Annotated in this window: 15 protein-coding genes; 4 read left to right on the forward strand and 11 right to left on the reverse strand. The window is 74.3% G+C overall.

Annotated features, from left to right (window positions below):
• Positions 1–39 precede the first annotated feature (39 nt).
• From ACQUFX_RS19260 to ACQUFX_RS19270, 3 genes are all read right to left on the reverse strand, one after another.
• Positions 40–1,482, reverse strand: a complete 1,443-nt coding sequence (locus ACQUFX_RS19260; RefSeq protein WP_428961749.1) for an MFS transporter — start codon at positions 1,480–1,482, stop codon at positions 40–42.
• Positions 1,483–1,882: 400 nt separating this feature from the next.
• The gene (locus ACQUFX_RS19265; protein WP_428961751.1) at positions 1,883–3,226 is read right to left on the reverse strand and encodes a class I SAM-dependent methyltransferase; all 1,344 of its coding nucleotides are present in this window, start codon (positions 3,224–3,226) and stop codon (positions 1,883–1,885) included.
• Positions 3,223–4,620 carry an FAD-binding oxidoreductase gene (locus tag ACQUFX_RS19270; RefSeq protein ID WP_428961752.1) on the reverse strand — a complete coding sequence of 466 codons (1,398 nt, stop codon included), beginning with the start codon at positions 4,618–4,620 and terminating at the stop codon, positions 3,223–3,225. The genes ACQUFX_RS19265 and ACQUFX_RS19270 overlap by 4 nt, the downstream gene beginning before the upstream one ends.
• 165 nt (positions 4,621–4,785) lie before the next feature.
• Here ACQUFX_RS19270 and ACQUFX_RS19275 point away from each other — a divergent pair, with 165 nt between their 5' ends.
• Positions 4,786–5,070, forward strand: coding sequence for a DUF427 domain-containing protein (locus tag ACQUFX_RS19275; protein ID WP_067363003.1), 285 nt, complete (start codon positions 4,786–4,788; stop codon positions 5,068–5,070).
• Between the two features lie 5 nt (positions 5,071–5,075).
• Here ACQUFX_RS19275 and ACQUFX_RS19280 read toward each other — a convergent pair whose 3' ends face one another.
• Positions 5,076–6,380, reverse strand: coding sequence for an MFS transporter (locus ACQUFX_RS19280; RefSeq protein WP_428961754.1), 1,305 nt, complete (start codon positions 6,378–6,380; stop codon positions 5,076–5,078).
• 70 nt (positions 6,381–6,450) lie between these two features.
• Between ACQUFX_RS19280 and ACQUFX_RS19285 the strand changes: the two genes are divergently transcribed.
• Positions 6,451–7,419 carry a GlxA family transcriptional regulator gene (locus tag ACQUFX_RS19285; protein WP_428961755.1) on the forward strand — a complete coding sequence of 323 codons (969 nt, stop codon included), beginning with the start codon at positions 6,451–6,453 and terminating at the stop codon, positions 7,417–7,419.
• A gap of 3 nt (positions 7,420–7,422) precedes the next feature.
• Here the strand turns inward: ACQUFX_RS19285 and ACQUFX_RS19290 are convergent, their stop codons facing one another.
• The 4 genes from ACQUFX_RS19290 to ACQUFX_RS19305 form a co-directional block, all read right to left on the reverse strand.
• Positions 7,423–7,905 (reverse strand): hypothetical protein, encoded by a 483-nt coding sequence (locus ACQUFX_RS19290; protein ID WP_428961757.1) that lies wholly within the window; start codon positions 7,903–7,905, stop codon positions 7,423–7,425.
• Between the two features lie 445 nt (positions 7,906–8,350).
• A complete protein-coding gene (locus ACQUFX_RS19295) occupies positions 8,351–10,303 on the reverse strand; it encodes a hypothetical protein (RefSeq protein WP_428961758.1) in 1,953 nt (650 codons plus the stop codon).
• 3 nt (positions 10,304–10,306) lie between these two features.
• On the reverse strand, positions 10,307–11,740 hold the full coding sequence (locus ACQUFX_RS19300; protein WP_428961759.1) for a sigma 54-interacting transcriptional regulator: 1,434 nt from the start codon (positions 11,738–11,740) through the stop codon (positions 10,307–10,309).
• An 84-nt stretch (positions 11,741–11,824) separates the two neighbouring features.
• A complete protein-coding gene (locus tag ACQUFX_RS19305) occupies positions 11,825–12,793 on the reverse strand; it encodes an aldo/keto reductase (RefSeq protein ID WP_428961760.1) in 969 nt (322 codons plus the stop codon).
• 119 nt (positions 12,794–12,912) lie between these two features.
• On the opposite strand from ACQUFX_RS19305, the gene ACQUFX_RS19310 reads away from it, so the two are divergent.
• Entirely contained in the window at positions 12,913–13,401 is a 489-nt protein-coding gene (locus tag ACQUFX_RS19310; protein WP_428961762.1) for a SigE family RNA polymerase sigma factor, read from the forward strand.
• Positions 13,398–14,462, forward strand: a complete 1,065-nt coding sequence (locus tag ACQUFX_RS19315; RefSeq protein ID WP_428961764.1) for a hypothetical protein — start codon at positions 13,398–13,400, stop codon at positions 14,460–14,462. Before ACQUFX_RS19310 ends, ACQUFX_RS19315 begins: the two co-directional genes overlap by 4 nt.
• A gap of 49 nt (positions 14,463–14,511) precedes the next feature.
• Here ACQUFX_RS19315 and ACQUFX_RS19320 read toward each other — a convergent pair whose 3' ends face one another.
• The 3 genes from ACQUFX_RS19320 to eno all read right to left on the reverse strand — a co-directional run bounded on the left by ACQUFX_RS19320 (position 14,512) and on the right by eno (position 18,511).
• A complete protein-coding gene (locus tag ACQUFX_RS19320; RefSeq protein ID WP_428961765.1) occupies positions 14,512–15,336 on the reverse strand; it encodes an RNA methyltransferase in 825 nt (274 codons plus the stop codon).
• Between the two features lie 136 nt (positions 15,337–15,472).
• Positions 15,473–16,591 (reverse strand): methyltransferase, encoded by a 1,119-nt coding sequence (locus ACQUFX_RS19325; protein ID WP_428961767.1) that lies wholly within the window; start codon positions 16,589–16,591, stop codon positions 15,473–15,475.
• 636 nt (positions 16,592–17,227) lie between these two features.
• Complete coding sequence (eno, locus tag ACQUFX_RS19330; protein WP_428961769.1) at positions 17,228–18,511, reverse strand: phosphopyruvate hydratase; 1,284 nt, start codon at positions 18,509–18,511, stop codon at positions 17,228–17,230.
• Between the last annotated feature and the right edge of the window lie 132 nt (positions 18,512–18,643).

The following is an 18,643-nucleotide window of genomic DNA, read 5'->3' on the forward strand; positions in this document are numbered from 1 at the left end:
CGATCCGCCCGCACGCCGGGCCGGCAACCGCCGGGCGGCCTACCGCGGTCGTTCCCCGGGCGGCGCGGCGGCGACCGGCGGGTCGGAGGTCGCGGCGAGCGCGGGCGAGGGCGGCGCGGCAGCGGCGCGGTCGCGGACCAGCAGGGTGATGACGCCGACCGCGAGCAGGGCCACCCCGGCCATGGTCCAGAGGACGGCGTGCAGCCCGCCGGTGAACCCGGGGTCGGCGAGCCGCCCACCGGTCGTGGTCGCCAGCACCGCGCCGACCACCGCGATGGCGACCGTCTCACTGGCCAGCCGGGCCGTGTTGATCATGGCGGCGCCGGTCGCCGCGCGGGCCGGTTCCACGCTGCCGATGGCCAGCCCGTCCAGCAGCCCCATCGACAGGCCGACGCCGACCCCCATGGTGAGCAGCGGCGCCGCCAGCGACAGCGGGGCGCTGTCCGGCCCGATCACCGTCGTCCAGGCCGCGCCGACGGCGACCACCGCCACCGAGGTCACGATCACCACCGGGGCGCCCACCCGCCGGACCAGCGCCGCGCCGAGCAGGGGCAGCACCAGCGTCGGGGCGGTCAGCAGGATCAGCGTGGCACCGGCCGCGCCGGGCCCCAGCCCGACCACCGTGGTCAGGTACGACGGCAGGTACACCAGCAGCGGGACCAGGACCGCGACGATGGTGGCCGCCGCGAGCAGGATGCCGACGAACCGGGGCCGGACCAGCAGCGCCAGGTCGAACATCGGGTCCGGCCGCCGCCGCTCGACCCGGACGAAGGCGGCCAGCAGCAGCACGGAGCCGACGAAGGCGAGCACGATGGCCGGGTCGGTCCAGCCGGTCTCCGGGCCCTGCACGAAACCGACGATGCCCAGCAGCAGGGCCCCGGTGAAGGTGACCGCGCCCAGCCAGTCGATCCGCCCCGGGTGCGGCTGCCGGGACTCGGGCAGCAGCGGCGTCAGGCCGAGCACGACCAGCGCCAACAGCGCCGGGCCGGCGAAGACCGCCCGCCAGCCGAAGCCCTCGATCAGCAGCCCGGCGACGGACGGGCCGAACGCCAGCCCCACCCCGAGCGCCGTACCGAACAGGCCGAACACGCGGGCCCGCGCCCGGCCGGGGAAGGACTCGGCCAGCAGACCACCGGCGCTGGTCGCGGCGGCGGCGGCCCCCACCCCGGCGAGGGCACGGGCCAGGTCGAGCAGCACGATGTCGGTGGCGAACGCCCCGGCCAGGCCGCAGCCGGCGTAGAGCGCGACCCCGACGGCGAACAGCAGGCGCCGGCCGAACAGGTCGGCGAGGGCGCCGGCGGCGAGCATGCAGGCCGCGAAGGTGGCGTTGTAGCCGTTCACCACCCACTGCACGGCGGCCAGGCCGGCGTCGAGGTCACGCCCGATGTCCGGCAGCGCCACCGACGCGCCGGTCAACGAGACCGGCAGCAGGATGGTGGACAGCAGGACGGCGACCAGCACCACGGCCGGATGGTTGCGCACAGCATTCCCCCCGTTGCCGACTGCGCCTCCACCCTAGGTCCAGCGGGGTGACGGCGGGATCGGGCCGGGGTCGGACCGGGCGGTAGATCACACCGGCCGGGTGGCGCGCGACCGGCGGCTACCGCTCGGCGGACCGGTTCCACGGTGCGCGGGGCAGCCGGAAACCGGCGCGGGGACGGCGGGTCCGGCTGCGGTGCCGGCGGCGCGGGGTGCAGGGCGGAGGGACGGAGTGCACCGGGACGGGGGGCGTCTCCGGTCGGCCGATCAGCCAGCACAGGAAACGGGTCATCGGCTCAACCCACCGGGCGGCGTCGGGTGGGGGTGCGTGGTCGGAGGTGGCAGGACATCGACCGCCAGTACCCCGCCGACCCGACGCCTACTCCTGCCGGCGCGGCACTCGTCACGGGGTCCAGTCGGGCCGCAACGGGTAGTCGTGTTCCCCCGCCGGCCCGGTCCGGGTGGCGAGCACCTGGTGCAACTGGATGCCGTTGCGTTCGAAGGCGAGCCGCGAGCCGGCCATGTAGAGCCCCCAGACCCGGGCGGTGCCCGCCCCCACCTCGGCGACGCAGCCGTCCCAGTTGGTCGCCAGGTTGCGGCACCAGGCGGCCAGGGTCAGCGCGTAGTGCCGGCGCAGATTCTCCTCGTGCTGCACCTCCACGCCGACGTCGTGCAGTTCGCCGATCAGCCGGCCGGGGCCGGCCAGTTCGCCGTCCGGGAAGACGTACCGGTCGATGAACGCGCCGGAGCGGTGCGGAGCCCGGTTGTCCACCCGGGTGATGCAGTGGTTGAGCAGCCGGCCCCCCGGGCGCAGCCGGTCGCGCAGCGCGGCGAAGTACGCCGGGTAGTTGCGGACCCCGACGTGCTCGGTCAGCCCGATCGAGGAGATCGCGTCGAACTGCTCGCGCGGGGCGTCCCGGTAGTCCAGGTGCCGGACCTCGGCCAGGTCGGTCAGCCCCTCCCGCTCGATCGCCGCCCGCGCCCACTGCGCCTGCGCCCGGGACAGCGTCACGCCGAGCGCCCGCACGCCGTACTCCCGGGCGGCGTGCCGGACCATGCCGCCCCAGCCGCAGCCCACGTCGAGCAGGCGCATCCCCGGCGTGAGCGCGAGCTTCTGCGCGACCAGGTCGTACTTGGCCGTCTGGGCCTGCTCCAGCGTGTCGTCCGGGCTGCGGTAGACCGCGCAGGTGTACGTCATCGACGGGCCGAGCACCCGCTCGTAGAAGGCGTTCGAGACGTCGTAGTGGTGCGAGATCGCCGTACTGTCCCGGACCCGGGAGTGCCGCAGCCCGCGCAGCACCCGTCGCCAGCGGGGCAGCGCCTCCTGCGGGGGCGGTGGGGGCGGCAGCAGCCGTTCCCAGCCCAGCCGGCGGACCAGTTCCAGCACCTCGGTCACCGCCGGGGTACGCAGCCGCACCTCGTCCTTGAGCAGCCGCAGCGCCTCGTACGGGTCGCCCGGGTGGACCCCCTCCAGGGCCAGGTCACCGCTGACGTACGCCCGCGCCATGCCCAGGTCGCCGGGGGCGGTGAGCAGGTACGACAGCCCCCGCTCGGAGCGCACCGCCAGGGTGATCCCGTGCTGCGCCGAGCCGACCGCGCTGCCGTCGTACCCGCTCACCCGGACCGGCAGGTCCCCGTCGGTCATCGTGCGGATCACGTCCGCGACGGTGGCCCGGGGCCGCCGGCCGGGTACCGGTGGGCTGCCGGGGACACTCGCCGGGCCGGGTTCCCGTTCGGTCACGCTCATCGTCGTGCCACCGCCTTCTCGTACAGTCCGGTGAGCCGGTGGTCCGGGTCGTACCGCTCCCGCACCGCGCGCCAGGTCGCGCCGCCGTAGAGCCGGTCGAAGGACTCCCGGTCGTAGTAGGCGTCGGAGTAGAGCGACTTGTGGCCGCCCAACCGGGCCACGGTCGCCTCGATCGCCCGGTTGACGTCGCCGTCGGCGGCGCCCCGGGCGATCGGCACGCTGCCCCAGAACCCGACGTTGACGTAGGTCCGCCCCGGCTGGAGCGGGTAGAGCGGCCAGGACCGGGCGGACGACGCCCCGGCCGGCTCGCGCAGCCGCAACGGGCAGAGCCAGACCGGGCTCATCCCCACCGTTGCGGCGAACCAGTGCAGGAACTCGGCGGTCCGCGCCACCGGGACCTCCACGTCCTGGACCACCCGTTCCCGGGGTGGCTGGCCGCGCAGCCGGTCGATCCGGGCGGCCACCCGGTGCCGGTGCTCGAAGCGGACCAGCCGGTGGTAGACGTCGCTGCGCCGCCAGCGGGCCGGCCAGAGCCGACGCAGGACCGGGTGCTGCACCCCGAACGCCGCCGAGCACCAGAACCAGTCGGTGTCCCAGCGCCACAGGTAGTCGTGGGTCCGCAGCGCGTCGCGGGTCCGGGTGCGCAGCGACCGGTAGTAGATGGCCTGGCCGGTGTAGTCGCCCACCCGCTCGGCCTCGTCGGTGAAGGTTCCCAGGACCAGGTACGCCTCGCCGGGGCTGAACATCACCCCGTCCAGCGCGTCGACCTCCACCCCCGCCCAGGACCGGGTACGGGTGATCTCGTCGATCGCGTCGGTCAGCTCCGCCAGCCGGCGGAACCGGACGTTGCGCAGCGCCACGTACCGGCGGACCGGCTGGAGTTCGATGCGCAGCCGGGTGGCGTACCCGAGGCTGCCCAGGGAGTTCGGGAAGGCGGCGAAGAGGTCCGCGTGCTCCCCGTCGGGCCGGGCGGTGACCAGCTCGCCGGCGCCGGTGAGCACGTCCATCTCGACGACCGACTCGTGCGGCAGGCCGTTGCGGAACGAGGTGGACTCGATGCCCAGCCCGGTCACCGCCCCGCCCAGCGTGATGGTGCGCAACTGCGGCACCACCAGCGGCATCAGCCCGTGCGCCAGGGTGGCGTCGACCAGGTCCTCGTAGGTGCACATGCCCTGCACGTCGGCGGTCCGGGCGACCGGGTCGACGGCGAGCACCCCGCCCAGGCCGGTGACGTCCAGCCCCGGTGCCCGGGGCGCGGCCCGGGGACGGAACAGGTTCGAGGTGCGCTTCGCCAGGCGGACGGGTTCCCCGGCGGGCACCGTCGCGTACGAGCGCCGCAGCAGGTCCACCGCCCGGTCATGGTCGACCGACCGCCCGGCACGTACCGCACTCATGTGATCACTGTAAGCACCTGGACGCCGGATCCGGGGCATTTGTCGCCGGTGTCGGGTCGCGTCGTCCCCGCCCCGTACCGGTGCGGCGGGAACGACGGTCGCCGCGCGTGCTCGTCCGCAGTCGCGCGCCTGGCCCGGGTGAGCGGGGCGGCATAGGCTGACGTCATGCCGAAAGCCATCTGGAACGACCTGGTGATCGCGGAGAGCGACGACACCGTCGTGGTCGAGGGCAACCACTACTTCCCCCGCGCCGCCCTGCGCGACGAGGTGCTGCGCGACTCCGCCACGCACACCGTCTGCCCGTGGAAGGGCACCGCCTCCTACTACTCGTTGGAGCACGACGGCGCCAGCAGCGCCGACGCGGTCTGGTACTACCCCGACCCGAAGCCGGAGGCCGAGTCGGTCCGCGACCGGGTGGCCTTCTGGAAGGACGTCACGGTCGTCGAGTGACCCGGTCAGCCCCGGTAGCTCCAGGGCCCGGGCGGTGCCGGCACAGCGGGCACGGGCACCGGTACCGGCGCCGGCTCCCGGCGACGCAGCAGCAGGGAGAGCACGGCGGCACCGATCGCCAGGGCCCCGGCCACGTACCAGGCGAGCGCGTAGTCGCCGAGGGAGTCCCGGACCAGCCCCGCCCCGGTCGCGGCGATCGCCGCCCCGACCTGGTGCGCGGCGAAGACCCAGCCGAAGACCACCGCGCCGGCCGCGCCGAAGTACTCCCGGCACAGCGCCACCGTCGGCGGGACGGTGGCCACCCAGTCCAGCCCGTAGAAGACGATGAAGACCAGCATGCTCGGCTCGGCGGTGGCGGCGAAGAGGCTCGGCAGCACCAGCAGGGAGAGCCCGCGCAGCCCGTAGTACGCGCCGAGCAGCAGCCGGCTGTCCACCCGGTCGGTGAGCCAGCCGGAGGCGATCGTGCCGACGATGTCGAAGAGCCCGACCAGGGCGAGCAGCCCGGCGGCGGTGGTCTGCGGCATGCCGTGGTCGTGGGCGGCCGGCACGAAGTGCGTACCCACCAGGCCGTTGGTGGTCGCGCCGCAGATCGCGAAGCCGCCGGCGAGCAGCCAGAACGGCCGGGTCCGGGCGGCGGTGGCGAGCGCGCCGAGCGCCCGGGACGCCGCCCCGCCGGTGACCGGCGCGGGCGGCACGACCTCCGTCGCCCCGTAGGCCGGCAGGCCGAGGTCCGCCGGGTGCTCGCGCAGCAACCAGACCACCAGGGGTACGACGGCCAGCGCGGCCACGGTGACCACCAGCGCCGCCGCCCGCCAGCCGTGGTCGGCGACCAGCACGGCGAGCAGGGGCAGGAAGACGAGTTGCCCGGCGGCCCCACCGGCGGTGAGCACCCCGGTCACCAGGCCGCGCCGCTTGACGAACCAGCGCCCGGTCACCGTGGCGACGAAGGCCAGCGCCATCGAGCCGGTACCGAGCCCGACCAGCACGCCCCAGCAGAGGATCAACTGCCAACTGGAGCCCATGAAGACGGTCAGCCCGCTGCCCAGCGCGACCAGGGTCAGCGCGACGGCCACCACCCGCCGGATGCCGAAGCGGTCCATCAGGGCGGCGGCGAAGGGCGCGGTCACGCCGTACAGCAGGAGGTTGACCGAGACGGCGGCGGAGATGGTGGCCAGCGGCCAGCCGAACTCGGCGTGCAGCGGGTGCATCAGCACCGAGGGCGTGGCCCGGAACCCGGCGGCGCCGACCAGCGCGACGAAGGCGACGGCGGCGACGATCCAGGCCGGGTGCAGGCGACGGGAGCGGTTCACGGACCGAGTCTGATCAGCGCGCCGGCCGCCGACGAGTGGCCGGAAAGACATTGTGCGCAATAATCTGGCCATGACCGCCACCCCGCACCAGGTCGCCGTGCTCGTCGTCGACGAGGTGGTCGCCTTCGACCTCGGCACCGCCACCCAGGTCTTCGGCACCGCCCGTACCGCCGAGGGGGTCGGCCTCTACACGGTCGGGGTCTGCACCGCCGGGGGCCGGCCGGTGCGCAGCAGCGCCGGCTTCCAGGTGCTGCCCGACCACGGCCTGGAACTGGTCGAGTCCGCCGGCACGGTGGTGGTGCCCGGGGTGCACGGCGGGTCGGCGCTGCTCGACGGCACCGTCGAGACGGAGGTGGCGACGGCGCTGCGGGCCGCGTACCACCGCGGCGCGCGGATCGTGTCGGTCTGCACCGGCGCGTTCGTGCTGGCCGCCGCCGGCCTGCTGACCGGCCGTCGGGCCACCACCCACTGGGCGCACGCGGACCGTTTCCGCGCCCTGTACCCGGATGTCGACCTCGACCCCGACGTGCTCTTCCTCGCCGACGACCGGGTGCTCACCTCGGCCGGGGTGGCCGCCGGCATCGACCTGTGCCTGCACGTCGTGCGGACCGACCACGGCAGCGAGGTCGCCAACCGGGCGGCCCGGCGGTGCGTGGTGCCGGCGTGGCGGGACGGCGGGCAGGCGCAGTACATCGAGCGACCGGTCCCCCGGGGGCCGGGCACCGGCGTCGCCGCCACCCGGGAGTGGGCCCGGCAGCGGCTGCACGAGCCACTCTCCCTCCGCGACCTGGCCGGGCACGCCCGGATGAGCGTGCGTACCTTCGTCCGGCACTTCCGCTCCGAGACCGGGCTCAGTCCGGTGCAGTGGCTGTTGCAGCAGCGCACCGACCACGCCCGGCTGCTGCTGGAGACCACCGACCTGCCGGTCGACCAGGTGGCGCACCGGGCCGGCTTCGGCACCGCCGCCGCGTTCCGCCAGCAACTGCACCAGCGCATCGGGGTGAGCCCCTCGGCGTACCGTCGGACCTTCCGCCGCTGAGCCTCAGCCGGCCGGGGCGGCGCCGGCGGGGCGCAACGCCCGCAACTGCTCCAGGTGGGCGGGCAGGTGCACCCGGGCGTGCAGGTCCAGGGTGCGGTCCCAGGGCAGCACCTCGTCGACGACGAGCGCGAACCCCTCCCGCAGGTGGGTCTCCACCGGGGTCTGCGCCGCCGGCCCGAGCCGCTCGACCAACGCGCAGAGCTTCTGGCTGGTCTCGTGGAGCAGAGCCGCCAGCCCGGCCAGCCCACCGTGCTCGGCGACCAGGGCGTCCAGTTGTGGCCGGTGGATGGTCTGCAGGTCGTAGTAGGCGAAGTGCGAGCCCGCCAGCACCGCCTCCGTCGCCTCAATCATCAACTCGTCGTTGGCGACCAGGTGCGCCACGATCTGCTCGGCGGTGAGGTCCCCCTCGGCCGGCGGTCCGAACCCCCCGGTGTCGACCTCCGCGAGCACCTCCTCGTACACCTGCCGCAGCCGGCCGCTCTCCATACCCTGTAGTCAACCGTGCCCGGAGACGACGCCTGGCCCGCTCACCCACCCGATTCACCCGGACGGGACCGGCCTCGCGCTGGCGGCCTCCCGGCCGATCATCGCGTGCGGATCGACGCCGGCAACCTCTCGTCGACGTCCTTTCGAGCTGCCCCGCCCATAGGACCACCCATCCGCCGGTCGCCCAACACCCGGGGCCGCCGCCCCACCCATGGAAGCGGCCCCCGTTCGCGGGACCCCACCCGCCGGGCAGACCGCCTGATCGCCCGGGGAGCCGGGCTCCGCGCAGTCCGCTCGGCCCAGGCACTGGTCCACGCGAGCCCTTCCTGGTCCCATGGACGGGGCAGTTCGAAAGGAGCGGCAACAGCTTCACCCAGCTCGGAGCCCAAGCGACCAACCCGGGCCAGCCCACGGACGACAGAGCAGCCACGGACAGGAGGCGGGGTCAGCGGCGGCCGTGGCGGGCGCGGAGGTAGTCGGAGACGACGTACTCGCCGAGGTCGTCGGGGTCGGGGGTGAACATCCGGCCCCGGGAGCGGCGGGCCACCGCCTCGACGAAACGGCGCAGGCCGGGGTCGTCGCCGAGCATGAACAGGTTGAGCGTGGCGCCGTAGCGGGTGAGGCGGTCCACCTCGCGGATCGTCGCCTCGACGGTCTCCGGCAGCGACGGCCAGTGGAACAGCGCCTCGCCGTCGGTCGGGTCCAGGTGGGCGGTCGGTTCGCCGTCGGTGACCACCAGGACCACCGGCTCGGCGTCCGGGTGCCGGCGCAGGTGCCGGCCGGCGAGCAGCAACGCGTGCTGGAGGTTGGTGCCCTGCACCAGATCGGGTTCCACGGCCGCCAGTTCGAGCTGGGTCAGCGGGGCGGCCCGGCGGCCGAAGCCGACGATCTGCAGCGCGTCCTGCGGAAACCGGGTCGCCATCAGGTGCGACAGGGCCAGCGCGGTCTGCTTCATCGGCCCCCACCGCCCCTGCGAGATCATCGAGTACGACAGGTCGACGCAGAGCGCCACCGCCGCCGACGCCCGCCGTTCGGTCTCCACCACCTCGAAGTCCTCGACGGCGAGCCGTACCGGGACGGTCGGCCCGGCCCGGCGGACCGCCCGGGTGAGGGTGCGGACCACGTCCAGTGGCTGCTCGTCGCCGTACTCCCAGGGGCGGGAGCCCCCGCTGACCTCGCCGGCGGCCCCGGCCGCGCGCAGGTCGTGCTGGCCGCGCGGCCCGGCGGAGAGGTCGGCGAAGACCCGCCGCAGCGCGGTGCCGGCCAGCCGGCGCAGCGCCTTCGGGCTCAGGGTCAACCCGTCGGCGTCCCGGGTCACCCAGCCCTGCCGGCGCAGCTCCCGCTCCAGCTCGCGCAGCCGGCCCACCGCGTCGGCGGCGTCCCGGCCCAGGGTGCGGGCCACCGCGTCGACGTCCACGTCGTCCAGGGTCGCCCCCGGGTGCTCCTGGGCGAGCTGGTCCAGCAGGTCGTCCAGGTCGGCGATCTCGTCGAGCAGCCCGGTCGCCTCGCCGTAGCCCAGGGACCGCTCCCCGCGCGCCCGCTCGCCCCGCCCCCACGGCAGGTCGGGGCGCAGCCCCCGCAGGGTGGCGTCCAACGCGGCCAACTCCTGGGCGAGCCGGTCGCCGAGGGACTGCCGCAGCAGCCCGGACAGCTCCTCGCGCTGCCGGTCGGTGAGCGACCGGAGCAGCCGTTCCCCGGCCGCCGCCCGGCGGGCCAGGACGTCGACCAGCTCGTCGACGTCGCGCGGCCGTTCCGGGAAGAACTCACCGTGCCGTCGCATGAACTCGGCGAACGCGTCGGTGGTGTCCTCCGACCGGGCGTGCCGGGCGAGCAGGGCGTTGAGGTCGCGCATCAGCTCGGCGACCCGCTCCTGCACCGCCGGGTCGGCAACGGCCCGCGCGGCGTCCCGCATCCCGGCGAACCGCTGCCCGAGCGCCTCGTCGCGCAGCCCGTCCAGGATCTGCCGGTACGCCTGCCGGGCCTCGTCGCTGGCCCAGGCGTACCCGGCCAGTTCCTCGACGGCGCGGGCGGTCGAGCGGGGCAGGTTGTCGAGCACCGTCTCGGCGAACCGGGCGCTGTCGTCGTCCCGGCCGCGCAGCTCGTCCCGCTCGGCGGCGAGCGCCTGGTCGAGCAGGGCACGGGCCCGGGTCACCGCACCGTCCAGGTTGCCCCGGCGCAGCGCCTCCCGGCGCAGCCGGCGGGCCCGCGCGGTCAGCTCGTCCAGACCGCCCCGGTCGTTCGGGCCGTGCCGCAGCAGGTCCCGCAGCGCCTCCCGCAGGCTGCCGCCGGCCAGCACCTGCGCGCCGACCGAGTCCACCGCCTCCCGTACGTCGTACGGGGCGGCCAGCGGGTCGGGGCCGCCGCGCCACTGCCCGTACCGGAACCGGTTGCCGGTCACGGGTCAGCCCCGGCTGCCGTAGCGGGCCCGGCCGTCCTCGGTGACGTCCTTGCCCAGCCGGCGGGTCAGGTGCAGCCCCTCCAGCACGAACTCGACCCCGGCGGCGGCCTGGGCCGGAGTCGGCGCGTCGCCCAGCCCGAGCCGGTCCAGCACCTTCGCCAGCCCGGGGACGGTACCCACCTGGCGCAGCAGGTCGGCGGAGGCGACCAGCTCACCGGTCTCGACCACGGCCCCGTCGGCGACCAGCCCGGTGAACCCGGACAGGTCCAGACCGGCCAGCCGGGCCCGGAACGTCTCCGCGGTGGCGGTACGCAGCAGGTGGCCGAGGATCTCGGTCTCCCGCCCCTCCTCGCCGCTCTCGAACTCGACCTTCCCGCGCAGGGTGCTGGTGACCGAGACCGCGTCCCCCACCCGGGCCACCGCCGCCTCGGTCTCCGCGTCCCCGGCGGCGAGCAGTCCGCTGCGGCGCAGGGCGGCGGCGGCCACCGTCTCGGCGGCGGCGATGGCGAACCGGGCGGAGACCCCGGAGCGCGGGTCGACCGACGGGGACTCGCGGACCGCGCGGGCGAACCGGGCGAGCACCTCCAGCACGTGCTCCGGCACCTCGGCGACCAGGTCCGCCTCCTGCCGGATCAGGGCCAGCTCCAGGTCGAGGTCGAGCGGGTAGTGGGTACGGATCTCCGCGCCGAACCGGTCCTTGAGCGGGGTGATGATCCGCCCCCGGTTGGTGTAGTCCTCCGGGTTGGCGCTGGCCACCAGGAGCAGGTCCAACGGGAGCCGGAGCTGGTACCCCCGGACCTGGATGTCCCGTTCCTCCAGCACGTTGAGCAGCGCCACCTGGATCCGCTCGGCGAGGTCGGGCAGCTCGTTGACGGCGAAGATGCCCCGGTTGGTGCGGGGTACCAGGCCGAAGTGGATGGTCTCCGGGTCGCCGAGGCTGCGCCCCTGCGCGACCCGGATCGGGTCGATGTCGCCGATCAGGTCACCGACGCTGGTGTCCGGGGTGGCGAGCTTCTCGCCGTACCGCAGCGAGCGGTGCAGCCAGGCCACCGGCAGGTCGTCCCCGGCCTCGGCGACCAGCACCCGGGAGGCCGGGGTGAGCGGTCGCAGCGGGTCCTCGTTGAGCACCGAGCCGGCGAGCACCGGGGTCCACTCGTCGAGCAGCCCGGCCAGCGCCCGGATCAGCCGGGTCTTGCCCTGGCCGCGCTCGCCGAGCAGCACCAGGTCGTGGCCGGCGAGCAGGGCCCGCTCGACCTCGGGCAGGACCGTGTCGTCGTACCCGACGACGCCGGGGAAGCGCGGTTCGCCGGCCCGCATCCGGGCCAGGAGGTTGTCCCGCAGCTCCTGCTTGACGGTACGGGGGTGGTACCCGGACGCCCGCAGCGCACCGAGCGTGCCGGGCAGGTCGGCCGGGGGCACCGGAGGGGTTCCAGTCACCCGCCCCACGCTAGCTCACCCGCCGCCGGGCGACCGGCGCCGGACGTGACGGCCGCGCGACCCACGGTCACCCGGTCGGCGCGGTCACCGTCCGGCGCGGGCCCGGATCATCTTGGGTACGGCGGCCAGCCCGGTGACCGGGCGGAACTCCCGGGCGGCGGTGGCGAGCGCGGCGTACTCGTCGTCGGCGAGATCGATCTCGGCGGCGGCGGCGTTGCGTTCCATCTGCTCGACGCCGGACGCCCCGGGGATGGCCACCACGTTGGGGTGGTGCAGCAGGTACGCCAGGGCGATCTGACTCGGGGTGGCCTGGTGCGCGTCGGCCACCTCGCGCAGCGTGGTGATCAGCCCGGTGCCCCGTTCCAGGTTCTCCGGCAGGAAGTACGGGTTGGCCCGGCGGACCGCCCCGCTCGGCGGGTTCCGCGCGTCGTACCGGCCGGAGAGGAAGCCCTGTGCCAGCGGGCTGTACGCCAGCACGATCCGGCCGGCCTGCCGGGCGTACGGCAGCAGGTCCTCCTCCGGCCCCCGATCGATCATGCTGTACCGGACCTGGTTGCTGAGCACCCGCCGACCGAGCGCCGCCTCGGCGAACTGCCAGCGGCGCAGGCTGTAGTTGCTCACCCCGACCTCGGCGACCAGTCCGACGTCCTGCAACGCGCGCATACCGCGCATCGTGGTGGTGTCGGCGACCACCGGGTTGGCCTGGTGCACCTGGTACAGGTCGATGGTGCCGACGCCGAGCCGGGCCGCCGAGGCGACCGCCCGCTGCTGCACCACCGGGGCGACCGGCAACAGGGGGAAGATCTTGCTGGCGACGACGACCTTGCCCCGGTCCTCGCCGAGCGCCGCGCCGAGGATCCGCTCGCTGCGGCCGAAGCCGTACAGCTCGGCGGTGTCGAAGAGGGTGACCCCGAGGTCGAGCGCACGCCGGACGATGTCGGCGGCCCGACGTTCGTAGTCGGGGCCGTACCCCCACTCCTTGGACCCGAACTGCCAGGTCCCCAGGCCGATGCGGGAGATGGGCTTCGGGGTGTCGAGTTCCACGTAGCGCATGTCCCCGACGCTACCCGGACCGACGCGGGTCAACCCCGGTGAAGCCGACAAACAGGAAACCGGCGTTCCCTGGTTACGTATCCCGGCCGCCGTGACGTTTCCAGAGCAGGAGGTGGCGGATGGAGAGTTTCGACGAGGTCGTCACGGCCCGGCTGCCGGCGCTGCTGCGGTACGCGGCGGTGCTCGCCGGCGACCGGGACCTCGCCCAGGACATCGTCCAGGACTCGCTGGTACGGGCGCACGCCCGGTGGAAACGGATCGGCCGGATGGACCGGCCCGACCTCTACCTGCGCCGGATGGTCCTCAACGAGTACCTGTCGCTGCGCCGGCGACGGGCCCGGCGGGCGGCGCTGGAGCAGGCCCGGCGGGATCCGGTGGAACACGACCCGGACCACGCCGTCGGGCACGCCGACCGCGCGGACCTGTGGGCCCGGCTCGCCGAGCTGCCGCCCCGGCACCGCGCGGTGCTGGTGCTGCGCTACTACGAGGGGCTCTCCGACGGCGAGATCGCCGAGGTGCTCGGCTGCGCCCTGGGCTCGGTCCGCGTCTGGCGGTCCCGGGCCCTCGCCACGCTACGGCTCGATCTGGAACTGGAGGCAAGCCGATGAACGACCGACTGACCGACGCGTTCGCCGAGGGGGAACGGCACACGCCCGACCCGGTCGAGGTGCTCGCCGGGGTCCACGCCGGCATCCGCCGACGTCGACGCCACCGCCGGTACGCGGCCTCGGGCGCGGCCGGGATCGCGGTGCTCGCCCTCACCGCCGGGATCGCCCTGCTCCCCACCGACCCGGGCGATTCGCTGCCCGGCAGCGGCCCGCCGGCGGTGGCCCAGGAGGTGCCGCCGCAGGAGTGCCGTCTGTACCTCGACTGGCTACCGGAGGGGCTGGCGGAACAACCGGCACGGACCTGCGGCCCGCAGACGCAGATCGTGTTCTACTCGTTGGTCGACGGCCCCTACCTCAGCGCGTCGATCCACCCGCCGCGTTGGCGGGACCGGTCGGTGTCGCCGGGCTGGACCGCGACGGAGGTGAACGGCGGGTTCGGGCAGATCGCCACGCTGCCCACCCGGTCCTTCGTCCAGTTCGTCCTCCCCTCCGGACGGTGGGCGGAGCTGGAGTACGGCCACGGCCGACCGGGGGACACGGCCCAGAGCGGTCTCGACGACACCGTCCTGCGGATCGCGCGCGGCGTCAGCGAGCAGACGACCGAGACGCTGCGCACGCCGTTCGCGCTGAGCTACCTGCCGGCCGGGCAGCACCTCGCGCACATGTGGACCAGGAATGGCGCGACGGGAGTGAGCTACCAGGACGGCTCCGGAGAGATCACCGGGGACCGGATCGAGGGCACGACCGAGGACGGCCTGCACATCGACCGGGCCCGGACCGACGACGGCACCAGCTACGGCATCGGCTGGGCCCCGGGGGCGGGCGACCCGCACGCCGTGCCACTGACCGAGATGACCCGCCTGCCGGACATCCAGGGTCGACCGGCCCACCTCACCAGGCACGGCGACACGCTGGTGATCGACGACTTCCACGGCGGGCGGCTCTCCGTCCAGATGGTGCGGCAGGCTCCCCTGGTCGTGTCGGCGGAGCCGCCCCGCCCCGACCCCGCCGTCATCCGGGAACTGACCCGGATCGCCGAGGGGGTGCGCTGGGCGGGTTGACCGGGCCGGGCGGGTCGGGGCGGACACGGGGCCGCTCCGACCCGCCGGCTCATGCTCGGGCGCGCTGGCGGGTCGCCTCGTAGAGGACGACGGTCGCCGCCGTGGCCGCGTTCAGCGAACTCGCCGAGCCGGTGATCGGGATGCGGACCATCCGGTCACACGCCTCCCGCCAACCCGCGCTGAGCCCGTGCGTCTCGTTGCCGACCACGACGACCGTCGGGCCGGTCAGGTCGTGCCCGAAGACGTCGACGTCACCGTGTTCGTCGGTGCCGACCACGGTGAGGGGTACCCCGGTGTCGCGGACCGAGGCGACCCAGTCCAGGACCTCCCGGTGGCTCGGCGCCCGGACCACCGGGACGGCGAAGAGGGAGCCGGTGCTGGCCCGGACCGCCTTCGGGTCGTACGGGTCGGCGGCGTGCCCGGTGATCACCACGCCGGCGGCCCCGAAGGCGTCCGCCGAGCGGACCAGGGTGCCGACGTTGCCCGGGGTGGTCGGCCGGTCGAAGACCAGCACCAGCCGGTCCGGGCCGGTGGGGATCCGGTCGAGCCGGTCCTCGGGCAGCTCGACCACGGCGAGCAGCTCCGGTGCCTCCTCGTCCTTGCCGCCGAGTTCGCGCAGCAGCTCCGGGGCGACCGCGAACCGCTCGGCGGCCCCGGCGTCGGCCAGGATGCCCCGGGCCCACCGGGACAGCGCCGGCCCGTCGGTGTGCAGCACGGTACGGATCGTCCAGCCGCGCTCCACCGCCAGTGAGACCGGCCGGACTCCCTGCACCAGGAACCCGCCCGCCCGTTGCCGCTTGGTGCGGTTGGTGAGCAGGGCCTGCCACTGCTGGAAGGTGGCGTTCCGGGTGGTGATCCTCAGTGTCCGCGCCACGGTGCCGGCCAGCCTCCTCGTCACGGACGCCGGCCCGGGGCGGGCGTCCCGGCGCGGCGTCTCCGGTCTGGGAAGACCCTACCGACCGGCCCGGTCGCCCCGGCGGTGGTGTGCACGGGTACGCGGGCGGGCGACGTCAGCGCGACACCGACACGGTCACCGGGACCACCTCGTGGATCTCGCGGTCGCGCAGGTGGCGGGCGAGCAGCGGCGCGTCGCCGCCGTGCCGCAGCAGCGGGCACTGCGGATCGACCCGCCCCTGCGAGATCATCGCGGCCGGGACGAAGGCCGCCGAGTCGCGGATCTCGCGGACGTCCAGCCGGTCCACCGGGACGTCGGTGAGCCAGCTCGCCACCAGGTCGCTCGCCGACCGGCCCCCCCGGGGCACCTCGACCACCAGGAACAACCGGGCGTGACAGCCCCGGCCCGCCGGGAGCAGGCCGACGACGCTCTCCAGTGCCCGCCGGGGCGGCATGGCGGCGGAGGGCCGCCCCTCGTCGGCGTACCGGATCGTGGTGGGGGTGTTGAACAGCAGGAGGCTGCCGTCCGGCACGGCGAACCCGCCGGTGGTGACGTCCTCGACCAGCACCCGGGCGGCGACCCCGTTCAGCTCGGCGTTGACCCTCGACAGGTGGGCGGCCCGGGGGTTGACGTCGAGGGCGGTGAGCGAACGGTGCCGGGCCGCGAGACTGACGCCCAGCACGCCGCAGCCGCTGCCCACGTCGATCAGGGGTCCGCCCGGTTCGGCCTCGGCGGCGTACCGCAGCAGCGCCATCGACGAGGCGTGCGGGGGCAGCACCACGTCCACCCCGTCGGTGAGCTCGACGTCCCCCGCGTCGTCGAAGGCGAAGAGCTGGTCGGAGAGGAAGTACCGGGACGCGACCGGGGTCACCGAGAACCGCCCCCGGACGAGGTCGGTGGTGCCGGTGACGATGCCCGAGCAGTACAGCGCCCGGCGCAGCTCCTCCGGCAGGACCGTCCGGTAGTCGTCCGCCGGCACCGGGGCGTTCCGGACGAAGAGCTGGGTCAGCAGCCCGGCCGGGGTGCGGCACAACTGGTCGGACAGGTGGTCGGTGAACAGGGCGTACGTGCCGGTGTTGCTGACCAGGTCGACGGGGTCGGTCGCGCCCAGCGTCGCCACCACCTGCTCGGCGGTGAAGCCGACGGCACGGAACAGGGCGGGCAGCAGCCGCGCCGCCCGCCCCTTGGGCACGGTGAAGGTGCGGTCGGCGGTCACCTCGTCGACGGGATCCACCCCGTTCACCTCCCGTCCGCCACGCCGTGGCCCGGCCGGTCGACGCACGGCGAGGCCCGACTGCCATTGTCGGCCCGAGGAACAGCACCATCCGCCGTCCGACTTCGAAGGTGCCCGAACCCGGAATCCGGATCGGATTACGGATCGGATAAATTGCGGCGTCGAACCCGGAACAGCAATGACGCACACAACGACCGGGCGTACGCGAACTCCGAAACCTGACGTGCATTGGCGAATGGACGATAATCCACAGGGGACTATACCCCCGGAACGGTACACCGTCCACCGTACCGGCAGCGTTCCGGCGGTCCCCTCGGCAGCACGTCGCCGGGGTGTCACGGCAGAAACGGGCCTCGATGAATACGTCGCCAGTTTCCGGTGCGCCGTTCCTTCACGGTGGGAATTCCGTCGGTCGTCGGCTGGAAATTCCATGTCCGGTCGGCGCCGTATCCGACTCACCTGTCGCGGTCGTCCGAACAGGCGCACGCCGGCCGATCCGGGCCCGCCGGAACCGTCGAGCCGAGCTGGAATGGGCGGGCGAAAGAAGCGCGGTTCCGTGACGGCCGGCGACCGGCGACCGGCGCGGACCGGCCCGCGACGGGGCGGGCCGGCCGCGCCTCGGCGGAGGCCGGTCGGTCAGAAGCGGGCGCCGAGGACGCTGCGACCCGCGTAGCTCGCCTGCGCGCCCAGCTCCTCCTCGATCCGGATGAGCTGGTTGTACTTGGCGGTCCGGTCGGAGCGCGACAGCGAGCCGGTCTTGATCTGCCCGCAGCCGGTGGCGACCGCCAGGTCGGCGATGGTGCTGTCCTCGGTCTCGCCGGACCGGTGCGACATGACGGCGGTGTAGCCCGCCTTGTGCGCCGTCTCGGTGGTGGTGAGGGTCTCGGTCAGGGTGCCGATCTGGTTCACCTTGATCAGGATCGAGTTGGTGATGCCCCGCTCGATCCCGTCCCGCAGCCGGCGCACGTCGGTGCAGAACAGGTCGTCGCCGACGAGCTGCACCTCGGCGCCGAGGGTGTCGGTGAGCAGCTTCCAGCCGGCGAAGTCGTCCTCCGCCATGCCGTCCTCGATCGACACGATCGGGAACCGGCGGGCCAGGTCGGCCAGGTAGGCGACGTGCTCCTCGACGGAACGCTTGAGGTTCTCGCCACGGTAGTCGTAGACGCCGTCGGCGTAGAACTCCGACGCCGCCGCGTCCAACGCGATCGCCACGTCCGTACCGGCGCGGTAGCCGGACTTCTCGATCGAGTCCACGATGAACTCCAGCGCCTCGTCGGCCGAGCGCAGGTTCGGCGCGAAGCCGCCCTCGTCGCCGACGTTCACGTTGTGCCCGGCGCTCTTCAGGCCCTTGCGCAGGGTGTGGAACACCTCGGAGCCGATCCGGACCGCGTCGGCGAAGGACTCCGCGCCGATCGGGGCGATCATGAACTCCTGGTAGTCGATCGGGTTGTCGGCGTGCGCGCCCCCGTTGATGATGTTCATCAGCGGCACCGGCATCAGGCTGGCCGAGACGCCACCCACGTACCGGTACAGGGGCAGCGTGTTCGCCGTCGCCGCGGCGCGGACCACCGCCAGCGAGACGCCCAGGATGGCGTTCGCGCCGAGCCGGCCCTTGTTGGGCGTACCGTCCAGCTCGATCAGCTTCGCGTCGACCGCCGCCTGCGCCTCGGCCTCCAGCCCGACCACCGCTGCCGCGATCTCCGAGTTGACCGCCGCCACCGCCTTGCGCACACCCTTGCCGTGGTACCGGGACGAGTCGCCGTCGCGCAGTTCCACCGCCTCGTTGGTCCCGGTCGACGCGCCCGACGGCACCGCCGCACGTCCGAACGAACCATCTTCGAGGATCACGTCGACCTCGACCGTCGGATTGCCCCGACTGTCGAGGATCTCACGGCCGACGACACGGGAGATGGCGGTCATGTCACACCCCTGGGATTTCGGCGCCGGTGCGCAGACAGGACACCGGCGATACCGGTCGAGAACCGGGGTGGCCAGCGCCGCTGCGGACCGCCCACCGATTCGTGCAGGGCCCATCATGCCAGCCGCCCGTCA

The sequence above is a fragment of the Micromonospora fluostatini genome (assembly GCF_050410825.1).
Lineage (GTDB): Bacteria > Actinomycetota > Actinomycetes > Mycobacteriales > Micromonosporaceae > Micromonospora > Micromonospora rosaria.